Here is a 17,979-nt window from a genome sequence, read left to right on the forward strand (position 1 = left end):
CCCACGCCCGCAGCCCCTTGTCAGATTCGGGATACCCGTATGTCGACGTCCTGTACGTCCCTGTCCGCCTGCCTCCCTGCTCCGCCGCCCGCCGGTGCCGGAGCCGTCGTCGCACTCGCGGCCGGAGCCCTGGTCACCGGTGCTCAGGCCACCTACGACGAACTCGATCTCCAACTGGTCGACGACGAGGTCCGTCCGGTCGCGGCGCTGTCGCTCGAACCGGCCTCGATCCCGACTCCCGACCGTCCCGCGGTCGTCACGCCTGTCGCTGCGTCCGAGCTTCCTGACGCCGCCGACCCGGACGACCTCGCCGCACTGGCGAAGGGCACCCGGATCGGACAGGAGTCCGCCCGGCGAGCCGACCAGCTCTCGGCCGCCCGGGCCGAGGGGGCCCCGGCCGCCGTGACCGCGGCCGGCGGTGAGGTCACCGTGCAACCCGTCAGGGGCCGGATCACCTCGACGGCCGGTCCGCGCTGGGGCTCCACCCACTACGGCCTGGACATCGCCAACCGAATCGGGACCCCGATCTTCGCCGTCGCCGACGGTGTCGTGGAGAAGTCCGGTCCGGCGAACGGGTTCGGACTGTGGGTGGTCGTCCGCCACCCCGACGGCAGCCGATCGGTGTATGGCCACATCAACCAGGCGTTCGTCGCGGCAGGGGAGCGCGTGGCGGCCGGGGACCGGATCGCCGAGGTGGGCAATCGCGGTCAGTCGACGGGGCCACACCTGCACCTGGAGATCCGGCAGGGCTCGGTGTCGGGCGAGAAGGTCGACCCTGTCGGTTGGCTGAGAGCTCGCGGTCTGGAGCTGACCGGATGACGAGGCAAGCCGGGAGTGCCTCAGATCGGAGGCCAGCCCCACCGCGCATAGCCGGAGACGGCATCGGCCATCACGGCCGACCACACCCCGCTGAGCATCAGGAGGCCGGTGACCACCAGCATCACGCCGCCGGCGACCTCCAGACGGTGGGCGTTGCGGCGGAGCCAGGCGAATCGGTCGCGGCCACGCAGGAGAGCCCGTGCCAGCAGCAGGAAGGGGAGCCCGAGCCCGAGCGCGTACGCGGCGAGAAGCACGACACCGGTCATGAGCCGGCCCGAGGTCGCGGCGACGGTGAGGATCGTCGCGAGCACCGGACCGACGCACGGGGTCCAGCCGAGCGCGAACGCCGCGCCCAGGCCGAACGAGCCGATCGTGCCGGATGTCGCCCGGCGCAGGCCGGGCCGGAATTCGCGGGCGATCAGCGGAATTCGGAGGACTCCGGTCATCCCGAGCCCGAGAACGACGACGACCACTCCGGCGACCCGGGTGAGGACGTCGAGGTTCTGCCGCAGCAGGAGCCCGACCGCCGAGGCCGTGAGACCCATTGCGATGAAGACCGCGCCGAACCCGGCCACGAACAGCGCAGGTCCCCGGTGCGGCCGCCCCCTGTCCTGGCTGCCGGAGCGGCTGACGAAGGAGACGTAGCCGGGCAGCAGCGGCAGGACGCATGGGGAACTGAACGACACGGCCCCGGCGACGAGCGCGAGCGCCGTCATGGCCAGGAGTTCCACGACACCTCCGAGGTCGACCAGGGCCCCTCTGGACCCGTTATGCGAAGTATGTCATCTTCTACGTATCGTAGAAGTTTGGGAGTCCTCGTGAACGACGCGCTGCCGGTGGCCCGCCTCGCAGGAGTACGGGTGGACCTGCACCAGGCCCCGGTCCTGCGCGATCTGGACCTGTGTCTCGAGCCTGGCGAGGTCGTCGGCCTGATGGGCGCCAACGGTTCGGGGAAGTCGACGCTGCTCTCCGTGCTCGCCACCCTCGTCCGCCCTACCGCCGGAACGGTCGAGCTGTTCGGCCGGCAGATCGACGCCACCAGCGCTCGCGCGGCGAGGTTGCGCGTCGCGCTCGTCGGACACTCGGCGGCGCTCTACGACCGGCTCACCCTCGAGGAGAACCTGCGGCTGGTCGCTCGCCTCACCGGCCGTTCACGTCGCCGGGTACCCGAGGTGCTCGCCGACGTCGGTCTCGCCCGGGCGGCCGGTCGGCCGGCGATCGCCTGCTCGCAGGGAATGCGCAGGCGCGCGGAGCTCGCCAGGGTGATGCTCACCGAGCCCGACCTGCTGCTCCTGGACGAGGTGCACACCGGGCTCGATCACGACGCCGCACCGTTGGTGGGCCGGGTTCTCGCGGCAGTGTGTGCGCGGTCGGGAGCGGGGGTCCTCGTCTCGCACGAGGCCGGAAGGGTCTCCGACCTCTGTGACCGGACGGTCGGTCTGCGCTCCGGCCGGGTCGAGACGGTGGTAGGCCGATGACTCCGTCGGTGTCTCCGCTGGCGCAGGCGGTCGTGCTCGCCCGCAAGGATCTGTCCGTCGACCGTCGTACCGGTGAGGTCTTCGGGGTCGTGGCGCCCTTCGGTGCGGTCGCGCTGTTCCTGGTGCCGTTGGGTGTGGGCGCCGAGACCGCCCTGCTCACCGCCGTCGGACCGGCACTGTTCTGGCTGATCGTGCTGCTCTTCGGAGTTCTCGTGACCATGCGGGGCGGCGCGGTAGACAGCCCCGCCCACAGAGCGCTCCTGCATCTGTCCGGGGTCACACCCCGGGTCCGTCTCGCCGGTCGCGCCATCGGGAACACGGCGCTCTTGTTGGCGTTCCAGCTGGTCATCGCTCCGGTGGCGATAGTGCTCTACGCGCCGGACCTGGGCGGGTGGCCGTGGTTGCTGCCGATGCTCGTCCTCGTCGCTGCAGGCCTGGGCACGCTCGGTGCGTTCGCCGACCTCGTCTCCGAAGGGCTCGCCGGGCGCACCACGCTCGGTCCCCTGCTCGTCACTCCGATCACGGTTCCGTTGCTGCTTGGCGCCGTCGGAGTCATCGACGCCACCCGCTACGAGCGCCCGGCGTGGCCGTGGCTCGTCCTCGTGCTGGCCGTCGATCTCGCCATCGCGTTGTCGGCCGCGTGGTGCGTCCGGCACCTGGAGGACCAGACATGATCGAACCCCACCTGACCCAGACGACTGCGGTGACACCGCTGACCGTCTTCGGGCGTCGGTTGCCGCTCGCGGTCGCGACCGCCGTCGTCATCGCGGCGGCTGCCGCGATGCTCTCGCCGCCCGACCGGTTGCAGGGTGAGCTCGTACGGCTGATGTACGTACATGTCCCCGCGGCGTGGACGGCGTTTCTCGCCTACGGCGTGACTCTCGTCGCCGGCCTGGTCTGGTTGCGGCGGCGCACCGCCGTCTGGGATCGGCTGGCGGCATCGAGCGCCGAGGCCGGGGTGTTCTTCACCGGTCTCGCAATCGGCCTGGGCTCGATCTGGGGTCGACCTACCTGGGGCGTGTGGTGGACGTGGGACGCCCGGCTCGTGACCACGGCGTTGCTGTTCTTCGTCTACCTCGGGTACCTCGCCCTGCGGCGCGCGATAGACGACCCGGTCGCTCGGGCCCGCCGGTCGGCGGTGTTCGGCGTCGTCGCCTTCGCCATGGTCCCGCTCGTGCACTTCTCGGTGCTGTGGTGGAGGACGCTGCACCAGCCGCCGTCGTTGCTGCGTCCCGCTGCACCGGCGATCGGCGGCGGCATGCTGGCCGCGCTGCTGCTCTCCGTCCTGGCCTTCACCGCCCTCTACCTGCTGGTAGTCCGGACCCGGATGCGGATCACCGCTGCCGAGGACGCCGCCGACGCTGCTGAGAGCGCCGGAGATGGGCCGGTCGCCGGCGATGCCGTGACCGCACCCCGAAGGGAGACCGAGCGATGACGCAATGGGCCTGGGTGGTTCTCGGGTACGGCGTGACCGTGACGGCGACCGTCGCCTATCTCGGGGTGCTCGTGCGGGCCGCCGCCCGGATCGGCGAGAGGACGGAGGGGAGGCGATGACGACCTCACACATCCGCGAGCGCCGTGTCGTGCGGCGCTATCGCCTGCTCGGCGCTTCTGCGACCGGTGTCCTGGCCGTCCTCGTCGGCCTGCTGCTGTTCGGCAACCTCAACGGCAACCTCGTCTACTACCTCGAGCCCGCCGAGGCGGTGGCCCAGCGCGCGAGCCAGGCCGAGGGCACCCGGTTCCAGCTCGGCGGCCTCGTCGTGGACGGCACTGTCGTCGGCGAACCAGGCCGGGTGCAGTTCGAGGTGACGTCCTCGGCCGGGCCAGCCGGTGTCCGGGTGCCCGTGGAGTTCAGTGGCGCCCCGGCCCAGCTGTTCGGCGCCGGCGTCGGGGTCGTGCTCGAAGGGCAGTGGCAGGGGGACACCTTCGTCTCGGACTCGATGAAGGTGAAGCACGACGAGAACTACCAGCCGCCCGACGACGAGGGTTCGGCATGACGACGGCGGTGCCCTCCGCCGGGTGGACCGGCCTCATGCTCGGCCTCGCAGGGTCGGTGGTGCTGGCGGTCCTCGGCTTCCTCGCCCAGCACCGGCCCGGTGCCGTGCGTCGCAGGCAGCTGCTGGTCGGGGCGGGTTTCATGCTCGGTGGCTCGGTGCTAGCGATGGCGGCGCTCCAGGTCGCCCTGCTGACCGACAACTTCGCCGTCGCCTATGTCGCCGAGAACCACTCCCGTGCCACCTCGACGTTCTTCAGCATCACCGGGGCCTGGGCAGCGCTCGAGGGCAGCCTGGTCCTGTGGGTGCTCGTCCTGTCCGGATTCACCGCAGCGGTGATGCACGGAGTACGCGACACCGATGACCGGCTCGGCACCGGGGCGCTCGGCGTGCTGGGTTCAGTCGGCGCCTTCTTCTTCGGCCTGGTCGTGCTGGCGGGCAATCCCTTCGAGATTCTTGCCGAGGTACCCGCAGACGGGCCCGGGCCGAACCCGATCCTCGCCGACCACGTGCTCATGGCCGTCCACCCGCCCTTGCTGTACGTGGGCTACGTCGGCCTCACGGTGCCGTTCGCGTTCGCGATGTCGGCGCTGCTCGGCAGCGTTGCGGGAGTGGAGTGGCTGCGCCGCACCCGCCGCGCGAACCTGACGGCCTGGAGCTTCCTCACGGCGGGTCTCGTGGTGGGCGCCTGGTGGTCCTACGAGGTCCTGGGGTGGGGCGGCTACTGGGCCTGGGACCCCGTGGAGAACGCCGCACTGGTTCCGTGGCTGGTCGCCACCGCCTTCCTGCACTCGGCCGTGGTACAGGTCCGGCGGGGAATGTTGCAGTCCTGGAACTTCGTCCTGGTGCTGGCGGCATTCGCCCTCACCGTCCTGGGCACGTTCCTCACCCGCAGCGCGGTCGTCCAGTCGGTACACAGCTTCAGCCAGTCCGACGTGGGCCCACCGCTGCTGGTGTTCTTCGTCGTCGTGGTGGTGACCGGGTTCGTGCTCATCGCACTGCGTGCCGAGCGCATCGCATCCCGGGGCGGTCCCGAGTCGCTGGCCAGCCGGGAGGGCACGTTCCTGCTGAACAACCTGCTCCTGAGTCTGTTCGCGTTCGTCGTGCTGCTCGGAACCCTCTACCCGGTCGTCCTCGAGGCGATCACCGACGAGCAGGTGTCGGTCGGACGGCCGTTCTTCGACCGGATGGCGGTCCCGCTCGGTTTCGCCCTGCTCCTCGCGATGTGGGCCGGACCGGTCACCCCGTACCGCCATGCGTCGCCGGCGGTGATCTGGAGACGCCTGCGCGTGCCGTTGCTGCTCGCGGCCTGTGCCGCGACGACGACGGCCCTTGCCGGGGTGAGCTCACCGGGGGTCGTGGCCGTCGTGGCCCTGGCTACCGGGATCGCGTCGAGCACCGTGCGCCAAGCCCTGGTGACCGCCCCCGCACGGACTCCCGCCGGTCTGTGGCGCCTCATCTGCGGGCAGCGCGGGTACTGGGGCGGGCAGCTGGCCCACCTCGGTGTCGCTCTCTTCGTCGTGGTGGTCGCCACCTCGTCCGGTCTGGCCGAGCGGAGCACCGTCACCGTCGCCCGCGGGGACTTCGTCGAGTTCGCCGGGTACACGCTGACCTTCGACTACGTCGACGAGCACGAGCTGCCCGACCGGCTGGTCACCGACGCACACCTCACCGTCACCGACGGGGAGCGCGTCATCCGGGAGATGACACCGTTGTTGAACTCCTTCCCCGGCAGGCCACAGGCGGTCGGTAACCCCGATGTATGGACGACCCCGGCACAGGACGTCTACGTCGCCCTCGGGGACCTGGAGCCCGAGCGCGTCACGCTCAACCTGTTCCGCTACCCGCTGATGGTCTGGATGTGGGTCGGCGGGGGCATGGTCGCGGCCGGCGGGTTCTGGGCGTTGGGCCGGCCGCGCCGGACCGCGCGGGCCTCGGCCGATCGCGGCATGTCACAGTCGGGGAACCGGTGAACAGCGATGCCTAGCCCGGGCCAGAGGGCGGTCTCCGTCGTGATCGGCGGGGCGACTCTTCTGCTGACCGTCGCCGTCGCACTGGTGCTCGCCATGGCCCCCGCGGCGGGGGAGGACCGGGTGCAGGAACTGGCCGAGCGGCTGCGCTGCCCGGTCTGCACGAGCGTGTCGGTCGCCGAGTCGCCGTCGGACACCGCTGTCGCGATGCGGCAGGTGATCGAGGACCAGGTGGCGGTGGGGCGGTCGGACGACGAGATCGAGGCCTACTTCCGTGCCCGGTACGGCGACTGGGCGGTGATCGACCCGCCGGCGTCGGGCAGCACGCTGCTCCTATGGCTGCTGCCCGCCGCGGCGACGGTCGCAGGTGCGGCACTGCTGCTGACCCGCCGGTCCCGGCGCGCCGGCCTCGACGAGCCGGAGCCGTCCGAGGCGGAACAAGCACGGGTCGACCAGGCGCTCGACCGGAGCCGCGAGTCGCAGGCCCGGCGGGAGCTCGAGCCGTGAGCCGGGGTGACGAGATCGCCGACCAGGCGCTGGCGGACATCCTGGAACTTGAGGCGCAGGTCGCCCAAGGCGAGATCGACGAGGAACGAGCCCGGCGGATGCGCCGGCATTATGTCTCCGTCGCCGCCGAGGCGATGGCCTCGCCGGACGACGCCAGATCGCCCGGGCCCCGGAGCCCGGCAGGTCGAGCACCCCGCCCGTGGACGCTCGCCTACGTGCTGGCAGCCACGGTGGCGCTGGTCGCCGGGATCATTGTGCTCCCGGCGTCGATCGTGGAGCGCCCCGAGGGTGGAGCGGTCACCGGGATCGAACCGATGGCCGAGGCACCCGGTGATGCCCCGGCGGTCGACCCTGCCGCCGTCGACGACGAACAGCTGGAGCAGGTGGTCGCCGAGAACCCCGGGGTGATCGGGATGCGGTTGGCCCTGGCGGACCGCTACGTCGCGGCAGGCGACCACGGTGCCGCGATGCGCCACTACGTCGAGGCGGTCCGCCTCCGTCCCGACGACCCGCAGGTCCGCACGCGCCTGGCCTGGCTGCTGCTGACGATCGGGCAGACCGGACCGGCCCTCGAGAACGCCGACCGGGCACTCGCACTGAGCCCCGGCTCCCCTGACGCGGCCTGGGTCCGGGCGAACGTGCTGATCGACGGTCTCGGCGACGTGCCCGGTGGCGTCGGTGTCCTCGAGGGCCTGCTAGCCCGTCCGGACCTCACCCCGGACATCCGGTCCCAGGTGGAGGACCTGCGCCGCCGCGCACTGACCGACGGAGAAGGCGGGCGATGACGCGCAGTCGTCGATGGAGTGGGGTCCGCGCAGCGGCGGTCGCCGTGGTCGTCGTGGCGATCGGGGTCGGTGCCGTGTTCGGTTGGCGCCTTGTCGGAGGATCGACGGTCGTCGACAGCCCGCTGATCGGCCGCCCGGCCCCGGCAGCGGCCCTGCCGCAACTGGACGCCGGCGGCACGGTCTCGCTCGCCGACCTCCGCGGTGACGTGGTCGTCGTCAACTTCTGGGCCTCGTGGTGCGTGGCGTGCCGTGGCGAGCATCCGATCCTCGTGGAAGCGGCCCGTGACTACCGGGACCGTGGGGTGATCTTCCTCGGCGTCGACTACCAGGACTCGCCGGACTCGGCCCGGGCGTTCCTCGACGAACTCGGCCGCGGCGGCCCGAACTATCTCTACGTCAGCGACCCGGGATCGCGCGCCGCGTTGGACTTCGGGCTCTTCGGAGTCCCGGAGACCTTCGTTCTCGATCCCGATGGCGTGATCGCAGCGAAGATCACCGGGCCGGTGACGACAGGGCAGCTGGACGGGGTCCTTGAGGCCGTGCTCGCCGGTGGACGCCCCGAACCCGGGACACCCGGGTCCGTCCAGCCCGCACCGGGCGCGCCGTACAGGTCCCCCGGATGACGGCGCCGCCCACTACCGGACGAGTACCGGACGGTCCCGGTCGCAGGCGGTTGCCGTGGAGCGTCCTACTGCTCGCCCTCCTCCTGCCCCTGGCGATGGGATGTCTGCCGGGCTCCGAGGTCACCGCAGGTCCGGCGGCGTCAGCCATCGGAGCCTCGGCGACCGCGGTGGAGTCCACCGCCGCAGAGCAGGATCACGACGTCTGCCCGTTGCAGCCTCTCTGTCCGCACGATGCCGGGCAGGACCACGCCACCGACGACGCCCCACCCCGCCTGACCGGTCCGGCCCCGCACGATCCGCTGTGTCCGTCGGGCCAGGGCGTCGAGGGGATCCGCGGGGAGTCCGGGACGGCCGCAGCCCCACGCGGCGAGCCGATCGTCCTCCCCGCCGTCCGGACGCCGGTCTCGGTCCTCTGCGTCGACCGGAACTGATCGACCGCACGAGCCGGCGCCTGTTCGTCCCGCGACCGGCCCGCCCGTCACGTCAGTCCCGACACCCGCGGCCCCACAGCCGCAGAGCCCGAGGTCTCCCATGTCCCGCAAGACCCGTACGCGTTCGACACCCTCGCTCCCCGTCAAGGGCGGGATGTCCAACCTGAAGTTCTCCCTGATCATCGTCGTGGTGTTCGTCGTCGGAGTCGGCACCCTGTTCGGCATCAGCCGCTTCAACGCCGACGACACGTCGGACGCTGCGGCAGTCGCCGTCCGCGAGAACAGCCTGAGGCTGTCGACTGCACCGGGCGCCACAGTCGACTTTGTCGAGTTCCTCGACTTCGAATGCGAGGCGTGTGGCGCCGCCTACCCCGCGATCGAGCAGCTGCGCCAGGAGTACGGCGACCGTGTCAACTTCGTCATCCGGTACTTTCCGGTGCAGAGCCACGCCAACGCCGAGCGAGCCGCTCGTGCCGTCGAGGCCGCTGCACAGCAGGGCGCGCTCGAGCCGATGTACAAGCGGATGTTCGAGACACAGGCCCAGTGGGGGGAACAGCAGGTGCCGATGGACGATCGGTTCCGCGGCTATGCTCGTGACCTGGGCCTGGACCTGGTCCGCTTCGACGTGGCCTACAACGACCCGGCCACCATGGATCGTATTGACGCCGACCGGAACGACGGTCTGAGCCTCGGAGTGCAGGGCACACCGACGTTCTTCGTGAACGGCGAGCGAGTCACGGTCCAGACCTTCGACGACCTTCGCCGGGCCCTCGACGATGCACTCGCCGCGAGCTGAGGTCGGTCGTCGGGCGACCGCGTCGGTGCCTGCCGTGCTGACGGGACTGACCGTGCTCAGCTCGGCGGTACTCGCTGCCTGGGCCTGCCTGCGGTTTACCGCCACGGACGACCGGGGCACCTCGGTCCCCGGCCGTCGCCGGTGATGCACGGGAGCGACGAGCTGATGTGCGTAGGGACCGCATGTTCTACGCTGTGTCGGAGTTCGAGGGAGCCGACGGTGGAGCTGGTCACGTGATGTCGAATCGAGGTGCGGTCGTGCTGGCCGTCCTCGGCGCGCTCCTCGGCCTGCTGGCACTGCACCCGTTGTCGGCGGCGTATGCGGGAGTGGCCCCGCACCCGGTTGCGGTGACCGCGGTGCCCGCCTCCGCCCCGGCTGCGTCGTCGACGCCCGACGCCGGCGCCGGACATGTCGTGGGATGTCCGGAGTCGCCGGCCGACGGGCATCCCGCGCCGCTGTCGCCGAGCCGTGACGACGATCGGCCGATGCCCACGCTCGTGGGCAGGGTGGCGGCGACGGCCCCTGTCGAGTGGGCATCGGCTCTACGGTCGCCGATCACTGCAGAACCGCCTGCGCTCGCGGGGACACGTCTCCTGATCGGGATCTGCGTCTCCCGGACGTAGATGCGCCCGCGACCCCTGGTCGCCAGTCGCCGTCCCGCGCGGTCCTCCGCGCGGATGCCCCTCGGCGGCGGTCGTCCCGACGACCGCCGCCCCTGCTCTGTTCCGCGCCCGGATCCGGCACGTCGTCGACGACCCGGATCGCCGCACGGAGCCGAAAGGACACACCATGACCCAGGTCGGTCCACAGCCGGTGACGGTTCGCCCGAACCCGACGCGCTCCACCGGGAAGGGGTCCACGTTCCTCAGGATGCTGAGGACGACGGATCCGAAGGACATCGCGATCCTGTACCTCTGCACGTCGTTCGCGTTCTTCGCGGTCGGCGGCGTGATGGCGCTGCTGATCCGCGCCGAGCTCGCGCGACCGGAGCTGCAGTTCCTGTCCACCGAGCAGTACAACCAGCTGTTCACGATGCACGGCACGATCATGCTGCTGCTGTTCGCGACGCCGATCGTCTTCGGCTTCGCCAACTACATCGTGCCGCTGCAGATCGGCGCGCCCGACGTGGCGTTCCCCCGGTTGAACTCGTTCTCGTACTGGCTCTACCTGTTCGGCGGGATCATCGTCGTCTCCGGGTTCCTGACCCCGGGCGGCGCCGCGGACTTCGGCTGGTTCGCCTACACCCCGCTGTCCGACGCGATCCGCTCACCAGGTCCCGGTGCGGACCTGTGGATCATGGGCCTGGTCGTCTCCGGCCTGGGCACGATCCTGGGTGGCGTCAACTTCGTGACGACCATCGTCTGCATGCGCGCGCCGGGCATGACGATGTTCCGGATGCCGATCTTCACCTGGAACATCTTCATCACCGCGCTGCTGATCCTGATCGCGTTCCCGATCCTGACCGCGGCCCTGCTGGGCCTGGCCGCGGATCGGCACCTCGGTGCGAACGTGTTCAACCCGGAGAACGGCGGTGTGGTGCTCTGGCAGCACCTGTTCTGGTTCTTCGGCCATCCCGAGGTCTACATCGTCGCGCTGCCGTTCTTCGGCATCGTCTCGGAGATCTTCCCGGTCTTCTCGCGCAAGCCGCTGTTCGGCTACAAGGGCCTGGTCTTCGCGACGATCGCGATCGCGGCGCTGTCGGTCGCGGTGTGGGCGCACCACATGTACGCCACCGGCGCGGTCATGCTCGCGTTCTTCTCCTTCACCACGTTCCTGATCGCGATCCCGACGGGCGTCAAGTTCGTCAACTGGATCGGGACCCTGTGGAAGGGCAAGATCACCTACGAGACGCCGATGCTGTTCTCGGTCGGCTTCCTCGTCACGTTCCTCTTCGGTGGCCTGACCGGCATCCTGCTCGCGATGCCGCCGGTGGACTTCAACGTGTCGGACACGTACTTCGTCGTCGCGCACTTCCACTACGTGCTCTACGGCACGATCGTGTTCGCGACGTTCGGCGGGATCTACTTCTGGTTCCCGAAGATGACCGGGCGGTTCCTCGACGAGACCCTCGGCAAGATCCACTTCTGGCTGACCTTCGTCGGGTTCCACCTGACGTTCCTAGTGCAGCACTGGCTGGGCAACGAGGGGATGCCCCGGCGTTATGCCGACTACCTGCCCTCCGACGGTTTCACCGTACTGAACACGATCTCGTCGATCGGTGCGTTCGTGCTCGGTGCGTCGACGCTGCCGTTCTTCTACAACGTGTTCAAGAGCTACCGGTTCGGTCGCGTCGTGCAGTCCGACGACCCGTGGGGCTTCGGCAACTCGCTGGAGTGGGCGACCTCCTGCCCGCCGCCGCGGCACAACTTCACCGAGCTGCCCCGGATCCGGTCCGAGCGTCCAGCGTTCGACCTGCACTACCCCCACATCGTGCAGCGAGCACGGGCTGAGGCGCACGTCGGCGGGAGGGCGCACCCGACGGAGGTGCTCGCCCACGGGGTCGCCAAGGAGTCCATGCCGAGCGACGACCCGAGGGAGAACTGACTCGCGTGACAGATCGTCACTCCACCGGCACGGGGCGCGAGCTCGGGACGATCGACGGGGACGATGCCACGGTCCGGCCGGTGGAGATCCACGTGTTCGCGATCGGAGGGATGACGTGTGCGGCGTGTGCTGGACGTGTCGAACGGAAGCTGAACAAAGTCGACGGGGTCGTGGCGACGGTCAATCTCGCCACCGAGCGTGCCCGGGTCGCCGTTCCGTCCGGTACCGATCCCCGCTCGCTCGCCAAGATCGTCGAACGTGCCGGCTACACCGCACGGCCACTGCCTCCCGCCCAGGATCTCACTGGTGGCGGCGCAGCGACCCGGACGCATGATCTCCGCCGCCGGCTCGCCGTCGCGGCGGTGCTCGCCATGCCCCTGGCCGACCTGTCGCTCGCGCTCTCCCTGTTCCCCGAGCTCCGCTTCGCCGGCTGGGAGTGGGTCTTCCTCGGACTGGCGTTGCCGATGGTGCTCTGGTGCGGGTGGCCGTTCCACCGGGCCGCGTGGATCGCGGCCCGCCGCGGCGGGGCGACGATGGACACGCTGGTATCGGTCGGCACGCTCGCGGCAACCTGCTGGTCGCTGTGGATCATGCTTCGAGGGGGCGAGGCGGAGCCGGGCTTCGGCACCGGGTGGGCGGCCCTCACCCGGACCGACGACGCGCTCTACCTCGACGTCGCGGCAGTTGTGATCACGTTCCTGCTCGCGGGACGCTACTTCGAAGCACGTGCGAAACGTTCGGCAGGGTCGGCGTTGAGTGCACTGCTCGGCTGGGGCGCGAAGGACGTCGAGGTCGTGCGCGACGGTGAGCCCGTCCGGGTTCCGGTGGGGGAGTTGCGGGTCGGCGAGCTGTTCACCGCCCGGCCCGGCGAGAAGATTGCCACAGACGGCCTCGTCGAGGAGGGCCGTTCCGCTGTGGACACCGGTGTGGTGACCGGCGAGTCGGTCCCGCGCGAGGTCGGGCCGGGTGACCGGGTCGTCGGTGGCACGATCAACACGGTCGGGCACCTGCTGATCGTGGCGACCCGGGTCGGCGCCGCGACCCGGCTGGCACGGATGACCCGACTCGTCGAGGAGGCGCAGGAGGGCAAGTCCGCCACCCACCGCCTCGCCGACCGGGTGTCGGCTGTGTTCGTGCCGTCGGTCCTGGTCCTCGCGATGGCGACGTTCGCGGGATGGTGGCTGCTCGGCCCGTCGACCGCGAGTGCGATGACGGCCACGCTCGCCGTGCTGGTCGTCGCCTGCCCCTGCGCGCTCGGACTGGCCACCCCGACCGCTCTACTCGTGGGCACCGGCCGGGGAGCGCAGCTCGGGGTGTTCCTGAAGGGGCCCGAAGCGCTGGAATCGACCAGGCGCATCGACACCGTCGTCATCGACAAGACCGGCACCCTCACCGAGGGAAAGGTCCACCTCGAGGCCCTACGACCGGCAGCCGGTGAGGATCCGCAGGACGTACTGGCTCGAGCCGCAGCCGTCGAGCGCGGTTCGGAACACCCGATCGCCGCCGCCCTGGTCGCGGCGGACACCTCACCCGGACGGCCGGCCCACGGCATCGTCGCGATCGCCGGGCTCGGTGCCCGCGGCACCGTCGACGGAGTCGAAGTGCTGGTCGGCAGTCCGCGGATGCTGGCCGAGCACGGTCACGAGCTGACGGACGCCCTGGCATCGGAGTGCCGCAGAGCGGAGGACGCCGGTGGCACCGTGGTCGCCGTCGGGTGGGCCGGTCGGGTACGCGGGCTCTGCGTCGTCACCGACCGGATCCGGCCGAGCGCCGAGGGGGCCGTCGCCGCGCTGCGCTCGCTCGGGATCGAACTGGTCATGGTGACCGGCGACAACCCGCGGACGGCCGCTGCCGTGGCCGAGGCCGTCGGGATCGACCAGCTGATCGCTGAGGCGATGCCGGAGGACAAAGTCCGCCACGTCCGCCGTCTCCGAGCCGGCGACCGGTCGGTCGCGGTGGTCGGGGACGGCATCAACGACGCCGCGGCGCTTGCCGCGGCCGATCTGGGGATCGCGATCGGGAGCGGCACCGACGTCGCCATCGAGGCGGCCGACGTCGTCCTCGGCCGCGACGACCTGTCGGCGGTGGCGGATGCGATCGAACTCGCCCGCCGCACGCACCGAACCATCGTGCGCAACCTGCGATGGGCGTTCGGATACAACGTCGCCGCACTGCCCCTCGCCGTCGCCGGCCTGCTCAGCCCGCTGATCGCGGGACTGGCCATGGTCCTGTCCTCGGTCTTCGTCGTCTCGCAGAGCCTCCGCCTCCGCCGGTTCACGCCCTCTACATCACCCGGGACCGGGCCGTGAAACGGACCGGAACGATCACCCTCGCGATGCGGCCCGGCTGGTCCTGGCTCGCCTGGTGGGTGCCCGTCGCCGTGCTCACAGGTCTTGCGGTGGCCGCAGTGGCACCCGACATCGCGGTCCTGTTCGGCTATCGCTCGCTGGGCGTGACAGCCTCCGTCGGTCAACCGTTGGCCCGCACACTGGCGATCGGCGCGGCGTCGGTGGCGGTGGCCGGCCTGCTCGCCGCCGTCGTCCACGCACCGGGCACCGCACGAGGTGCCTTGAGTCCGACGGGATACGCCGCGCTGCAGGTGGTTCGTCCCGCGGGCCTCGTCTTCGCTGCCTCCGCGATCGCTGTCGCCCTGCTCACGATCGCGGAGTCTGTCGGGATCGGGCCCGGACGGCTGCTGCAGAACCCACCGACGCTCGTCCAGGCGCTGCTCACCATCGATGCCGCAGCAGGGTGGGCGATCGCGGCACTGATGGTCGGATCGGCCGGCCTGGCCGCCAGGACGGTCCTCACCTGGCGTGGTGCGACGGGAGTGTTCGCAGTCCTTCTCGCCGGTCTGATCGTGCCCCCGGCCACCGCGGTGTCGAACTCCGAGCGTTCGCACGACTGGTACGGAGACGCCGTCACCGTGCACACGGTCGCCGCCACACTCTGGATCGGGAGCACGCTGGCGATCTGGTGGCTCGGTCGCGGCGGCGAGGTCGGTGAGCACGCACTGCGACGTCACGATCGCCTTGCCACGGCCGGCGGAGTCGTCCTGGTGATGACGGGCGCCGTGCCGTTCACACTCGACGTCGGGGCCGACGGGCTGACCAGCGAATACGGCCTGCTCGTCGTGGCCAGTGCCGTGGCCCTGATCGCGGGGCTGGCCGTCGCCCGCGGCAGCAGGCGACGCGGCTCCGGGCGGCTCGGGCTCGTGGTGGAGATGGTCACCCTCACCGCTGCGGCAGCAGCGGGTGCAGCGATGACGCGACTGATCCCCCCAGGTGCAGAGATCCCCGAGCCGCTGGACGCAGACCGGCTCGTCTTCCTGCTCGGGTACGAATTGCCCGACCGGATGGGGTGGCCCGAGATCGCCGGCCTCTGGCGGGTAGACCTTCTCTTCGCCCCGGCCGCGCTCATCGCGGCCGTCGCCTACGTCGCCGCGGTCAGCCGTCTGCGACGCCGCAGCGAAAGGTGGCCACGTCACCGGACTCTTGCCTGGTCCGCCGGCTGCCTGACGGTCCTCGTCGCGACGTCGTCGGGAATCGGCGCCTTCTCGCCCGCCGTGTTCGGAGTCCATCTCGTCGGCCACGCGCTGCTTGCCACGGTCGCCCCGTTGCTCCTGGTCTGGGGGCATCCGCTGACGATGCTCCGGCGTGGCTCGTCCCCAGGAGCGAGCGACCGCATCGACGCGCTGCTCGAGAGCGGGCCGATGCGGGCGCTCTACAACCCTGCGGTCGCGTGGATGGCAGCGGCCGTGTCGCTGTTCGGCGTGTACGCCACCGGACTGTTCGACGCGGTGGTGCTGGAGCACTGGTCACATCCGGCCATGGACACCCTCGCTCTCGTGACCGGCACCCTGCTCTTTCGCGCAGTGCTCGGTGCCCGGGACCCCGAGCCGCCGGTGTTCGTCCGGCTGGGTCTTCTGTTCGCGGTGATGATGCTGCACTCGGCCTTCGCGATCTGGCTCCTCCTGCGCGCCGAGCCGGTCGCGGGCTCGTTCTATGCCGCGGTGGCGATGCCGTTCGTCCCGGACCTGCTCGCAGGACAACGCCACGGCGCCGTCCTCGCATGGCTCGTGTCCGACCTTGCGGTCGTGGCCGCGGCACTGGTCGTCGTCCGTTCGTGGGGCCGAGAACCGGGTCCCGGCGCCGACCCGACGGGAGTGACAACCCCATGATCCACACCGTTCCCGCAGGATTGCCACCTCTGGATCCGCCACCGTTGACGGTCGAGACGATGCTGTTCAGCTGGACGTTCGACAGCGTCGTCCTCGTACCTCTGGCACTGACCGGGGTGCTCTACCTCTGGGGAGTCCGGCGTCTTCGCCGCCGCGGTGACGCGTGGGCGCCTCGACGTACCGCGTTCTTCCTGCTCGGCCTCGGGCTCACGGTGGTCGGCACGGCGTCGTTCCTCGGTGTCTACGACCGTGTGCTGTTCTCCGTGCCCGCGATCCAGCACATGGTGCTGCAGATGATCGCACCGGTGGGTCTGGTGCTCGGCGCTCCGATCAGCCTGGCGTTGCGGGCGCTGCCTGCTCCGGGGCGCCGAGTCGTCCTGGCCGCACTGCACAGCCACTGGAGCCAGCTGGTCTCTCACCCCGCAGCGGCTTTCGGGATCTTCGCCGTCACACAGTTCGCCTTCTACTACACGCCGCTCTACGACCTCTCGTTGACGAACATGTGGGTGCACGACGTGATGCACCTACACTTTGTAGCTGTCGGCTTCCTCTTCTACTGGGCCCTGCTCGGGATCGATCCGACACCGCATCGCGTCCGGTTCAGCCTGAAGATGATCCTGGTCGTCGGAATGGGGCCGCTGCACATCCTTCTCGGCGTCCCGATCATGATGACCAGCACGTTGTTCGCCGCGGACTACTACGAAGCACTGGGCCGGGACTGGGGACCGTCGTTGCTCGACGACCAGCACCTGGGCGGCGCGATCCTCTGGGGATTCGGGGACATCGCGGCGATCGGGCTCATCGGAGCCTTCGTACGCCAGTGGTTCGCCTCGGACGAACGCGCAGCGCGCCGGACGGATCGTCAGCTCGACCGCCTCTACGGTGACGGCCCGACCATCCAGCCGTGGTGGCTGTCCAGGGAGGAGGACACCCCAGACGTTCTTGGCCCGCAGCGGGACGGCACGTGAGGCGGTCAGTCGAACGAGATGTGTACGTGGTCCATGTGGTTCGCGGTGACGCCGCCACGATCCTCCTGCATCTCCCATCCGCTGCCGGTGTCGATGCGCTGGCGGTAGATCACGTAACTGATGCCGAGCTCGTCCATGTTCTGACGGGCGTAATCGGCGAGCTTTTCACCGGTCGCACGGTCGGCCATGAAGTCGAGTGCCTTGCCCTTGGGGTGGTCGGAGGCGTTGGCGCGGCCCGCGACCCCGTAGACGGTGTCGACGCCGAACATGCAGCGGAGCCTCTCGCCCGCCGTGGCCGTGCCCGTCGCCACGGCGCCGAACCCCTCGGTGCCCGCAGCACAGCTACCCGGTCCGCCACTCGCGTCGCCGGAGCCGCTCTCCGGTGGGCTCTCCCGCTCCGCGTCCTGGCGGACCTGCTCCGCCTCGTCGACTGCGGTGGTCGCGGCGCGAGTGATCGCGTCGACGTCCAGGGGAGGGGGAGGGTCGGCGAGTGCCCGGGTCGCCCCGTCCGACGGAGCCGGTGCGACGGGCAGCGTCGCCACCGGTGGGGAAGCCGTCTCGGTGACCGGGGCGGTGAAGGCCTGCAGAGCGAGGTCCTCGACGTGGACCGTGTCATCCCCGAGCGCTACGTGACCCGCCACGAGTCCGCCGCCGGCCACCGCCGAGGTCAGGATCCCGACCGCGCTGCTGCCACGGTGCCGGACCGGGCCCGGTCCCTGCGGTGCAGGGGCGTCTCGTGTCACGAGCGAGCGGTTCGGAACGGGTCGGCTCGGGGAATGCCGACCGGGTCCCGCACCGGCGCGATGGTGCCTCGGCACAGTGGATCGCCCTTCGTCGAGCGGAATCGGCGGCATCCGGAAGCGGGGGAGCAGGACACCACGACC

General features: G+C 70.6%; 17 protein-coding genes. 15 read left to right on the plus strand and 2 right to left on the minus strand.

Translation table 11 applies throughout. The annotated features are described in order from the left end of the window. The first annotated feature begins 39 nt into the window (after positions 1–39). Positions 40–819: a M23 family metallopeptidase gene (locus tag PP1_RS24235; RefSeq protein ID WP_010242868.1), complete on the plus strand. Its 780-nt coding sequence runs from the start codon at positions 40–42 to the stop codon at positions 817–819. Positions 820–839: 20 nt separating this feature from the next. On the opposite strand, the gene PP1_RS24240 is transcribed toward PP1_RS24235, so the two are convergent. After that, complete coding sequence (locus PP1_RS24240; RefSeq protein ID WP_010242870.1) at positions 840–1,550, minus strand: cytochrome c biogenesis CcdA family protein; 711 nt, start codon at positions 1,548–1,550, stop codon at positions 840–842. A gap of 75 nt (positions 1,551–1,625) precedes the next feature. Here PP1_RS24240 and PP1_RS24245 point away from each other — a divergent pair, with 75 nt between their 5' ends. The 14 genes from PP1_RS24245 (at position 1,626) to PP1_RS24310 (ending at position 17,095) form a co-directional block, all read left to right on the plus strand. Beyond that, positions 1,626–2,297 carry an ATP-binding cassette domain-containing protein gene (locus PP1_RS24245; protein ID WP_050802575.1) on the plus strand — a complete coding sequence of 224 codons (672 nt, stop codon included), beginning with the start codon at positions 1,626–1,628 and terminating at the stop codon, positions 2,295–2,297. After that, entirely contained in the window at positions 2,294–2,971 is a 678-nt protein-coding gene (locus tag PP1_RS24250; RefSeq protein ID WP_010242874.1) for a heme exporter protein CcmB, read from the plus strand. The genes PP1_RS24245 and PP1_RS24250 overlap by 4 nt, the downstream gene beginning before the upstream one ends. Next, positions 2,968–3,732, plus strand: coding sequence for a cytochrome c biogenesis protein CcsA (ccsA, locus tag PP1_RS24255; RefSeq protein WP_010242876.1), 765 nt, complete (start codon positions 2,968–2,970; stop codon positions 3,730–3,732). Before PP1_RS24250 ends, ccsA begins: the two co-directional genes overlap by 4 nt. Then, complete coding sequence (locus PP1_RS24260) at positions 3,729–3,851, plus strand: hypothetical protein (protein WP_010242878.1); 123 nt, start codon at positions 3,729–3,731, stop codon at positions 3,849–3,851. The genes ccsA and PP1_RS24260 overlap by 4 nt, the downstream gene beginning before the upstream one ends. Next, a complete protein-coding gene (locus PP1_RS24265) occupies positions 3,848–4,294 on the plus strand; it encodes a cytochrome c maturation protein CcmE (protein ID WP_010242880.1) in 447 nt (148 codons plus the stop codon). The genes PP1_RS24260 and PP1_RS24265 overlap by 4 nt, the downstream gene beginning before the upstream one ends. Continuing rightward, on the plus strand, positions 4,291–6,264 hold the full coding sequence (locus PP1_RS24270; protein WP_010242882.1) for a heme lyase CcmF/NrfE family subunit: 1,974 nt from the start codon (positions 4,291–4,293) through the stop codon (positions 6,262–6,264). The genes PP1_RS24265 and PP1_RS24270 overlap by 4 nt, the downstream gene beginning before the upstream one ends. Before the next feature lie 39 nt (positions 6,265–6,303). Beyond that, the gene (locus tag PP1_RS24275; protein ID WP_010242884.1) at positions 6,304–6,768 is read left to right on the plus strand and encodes a cytochrome c-type biogenesis protein CcmH; all 465 of its coding nucleotides are present in this window, start codon (positions 6,304–6,306) and stop codon (positions 6,766–6,768) included. Further along, positions 6,765–7,553, plus strand: a complete 789-nt coding sequence (locus tag PP1_RS24280) for a tetratricopeptide repeat protein (RefSeq protein WP_010242886.1) — start codon at positions 6,765–6,767, stop codon at positions 7,551–7,553. The genes PP1_RS24275 and PP1_RS24280 overlap by 4 nt, the downstream gene beginning before the upstream one ends. Further along, positions 7,550–8,176 (plus strand): TlpA family protein disulfide reductase, encoded by a 627-nt coding sequence (locus PP1_RS24285; RefSeq protein WP_029240077.1) that lies wholly within the window; start codon positions 7,550–7,552, stop codon positions 8,174–8,176. Before PP1_RS24280 ends, PP1_RS24285 begins: the two co-directional genes overlap by 4 nt. A 531-nt stretch (positions 8,177–8,707) precedes the next feature. Further along, positions 8,708–9,403 carry a DsbA family protein gene (locus PP1_RS24290; protein ID WP_139323933.1) on the plus strand — a complete coding sequence of 232 codons (696 nt, stop codon included), beginning with the start codon at positions 8,708–8,710 and terminating at the stop codon, positions 9,401–9,403. A 789-nt stretch (positions 9,404–10,192) separates the two neighbouring features. Then, entirely contained in the window at positions 10,193–11,947 is a 1,755-nt protein-coding gene (gene ctaD / locus PP1_RS24295) for an aa3-type cytochrome oxidase subunit I (RefSeq protein WP_010242895.1), read from the plus strand. Between the two features lie 92 nt (positions 11,948–12,039). Beyond that, on the plus strand, positions 12,040–14,256 hold the full coding sequence (locus PP1_RS24300; protein ID WP_337819690.1) for a heavy metal translocating P-type ATPase: 2,217 nt from the start codon (positions 12,040–12,042) through the stop codon (positions 14,254–14,256). Continuing rightward, positions 14,253–16,127 carry a cytochrome c oxidase assembly protein gene (locus tag PP1_RS24305; RefSeq protein ID WP_010242899.1) on the plus strand — a complete coding sequence of 625 codons (1,875 nt, stop codon included), beginning with the start codon at positions 14,253–14,255 and terminating at the stop codon, positions 16,125–16,127. Before PP1_RS24300 ends, PP1_RS24305 begins: the two co-directional genes overlap by 4 nt. 44 nt (positions 16,128–16,171) lie before the next feature. Next, positions 16,172–17,095, plus strand: coding sequence for a cytochrome c oxidase assembly protein (locus PP1_RS24310; RefSeq protein WP_010242901.1), 924 nt, complete (start codon positions 16,172–16,174; stop codon positions 17,093–17,095). A gap of 5 nt (positions 17,096–17,100) precedes the next feature. Here the strand turns inward: PP1_RS24310 and PP1_RS24315 are convergent, their stop codons facing one another. Further along, on the minus strand, positions 17,101–17,736 hold the full coding sequence (locus PP1_RS24315) for a hypothetical protein (RefSeq protein ID WP_139323932.1): 636 nt from the start codon (positions 17,734–17,736) through the stop codon (positions 17,101–17,103). Between the last annotated feature and the right edge of the window lie 243 nt (positions 17,737–17,979).

Origin of the sequence: Pseudonocardia sp. P1 (genome assembly GCF_000178675.2) — a bacterium.
In the GTDB taxonomy this organism is placed as follows: Bacteria; Actinomycetota; Actinomycetes; order Mycobacteriales; family Pseudonocardiaceae; genus Pseudonocardia.

Bases quoted from the DNA above. Each gene is read 5' to 3' on its own strand.
- PP1_RS24235 (WP_010242868.1), top strand. From the start codon at position 40: ATGTCGACGTCCTGTACGTCCCTGTCCGCCTGCCTCCCTGCTCCGCCG.
- PP1_RS24250 (WP_010242874.1), top strand. From the start codon at position 2,294: ATGACTCCGTCGGTGTCTCCGCTGGCGCAGGCGGTCGTGCTCGCCCGC.
- ccsA (WP_010242876.1), top strand. From the start codon at position 2,968: ATGATCGAACCCCACCTGACCCAGACGACTGCGGTGACACCGCTGACC.
- PP1_RS24260 (WP_010242878.1), top strand. From the start codon at position 3,729: ATGACGCAATGGGCCTGGGTGGTTCTCGGGTACGGCGTGACCGTGACG.
- PP1_RS24265 (WP_010242880.1), top strand. From the start codon at position 3,848: ATGACGACCTCACACATCCGCGAGCGCCGTGTCGTGCGGCGCTATCGC.
- PP1_RS24270 (WP_010242882.1), top strand. From the start codon at position 4,291: ATGACGACGGCGGTGCCCTCCGCCGGGTGGACCGGCCTCATGCTCGGC.
- PP1_RS24285 (WP_029240077.1), top strand. From the start codon at position 7,550: ATGACGCGCAGTCGTCGATGGAGTGGGGTCCGCGCAGCGGCGGTCGCC.
- PP1_RS24290 (WP_139323933.1), top strand. From the start codon at position 8,708: ATGTCCCGCAAGACCCGTACGCGTTCGACACCCTCGCTCCCCGTCAAG.
- ctaD (WP_010242895.1), top strand. From the start codon at position 10,193: ATGACCCAGGTCGGTCCACAGCCGGTGACGGTTCGCCCGAACCCGACG.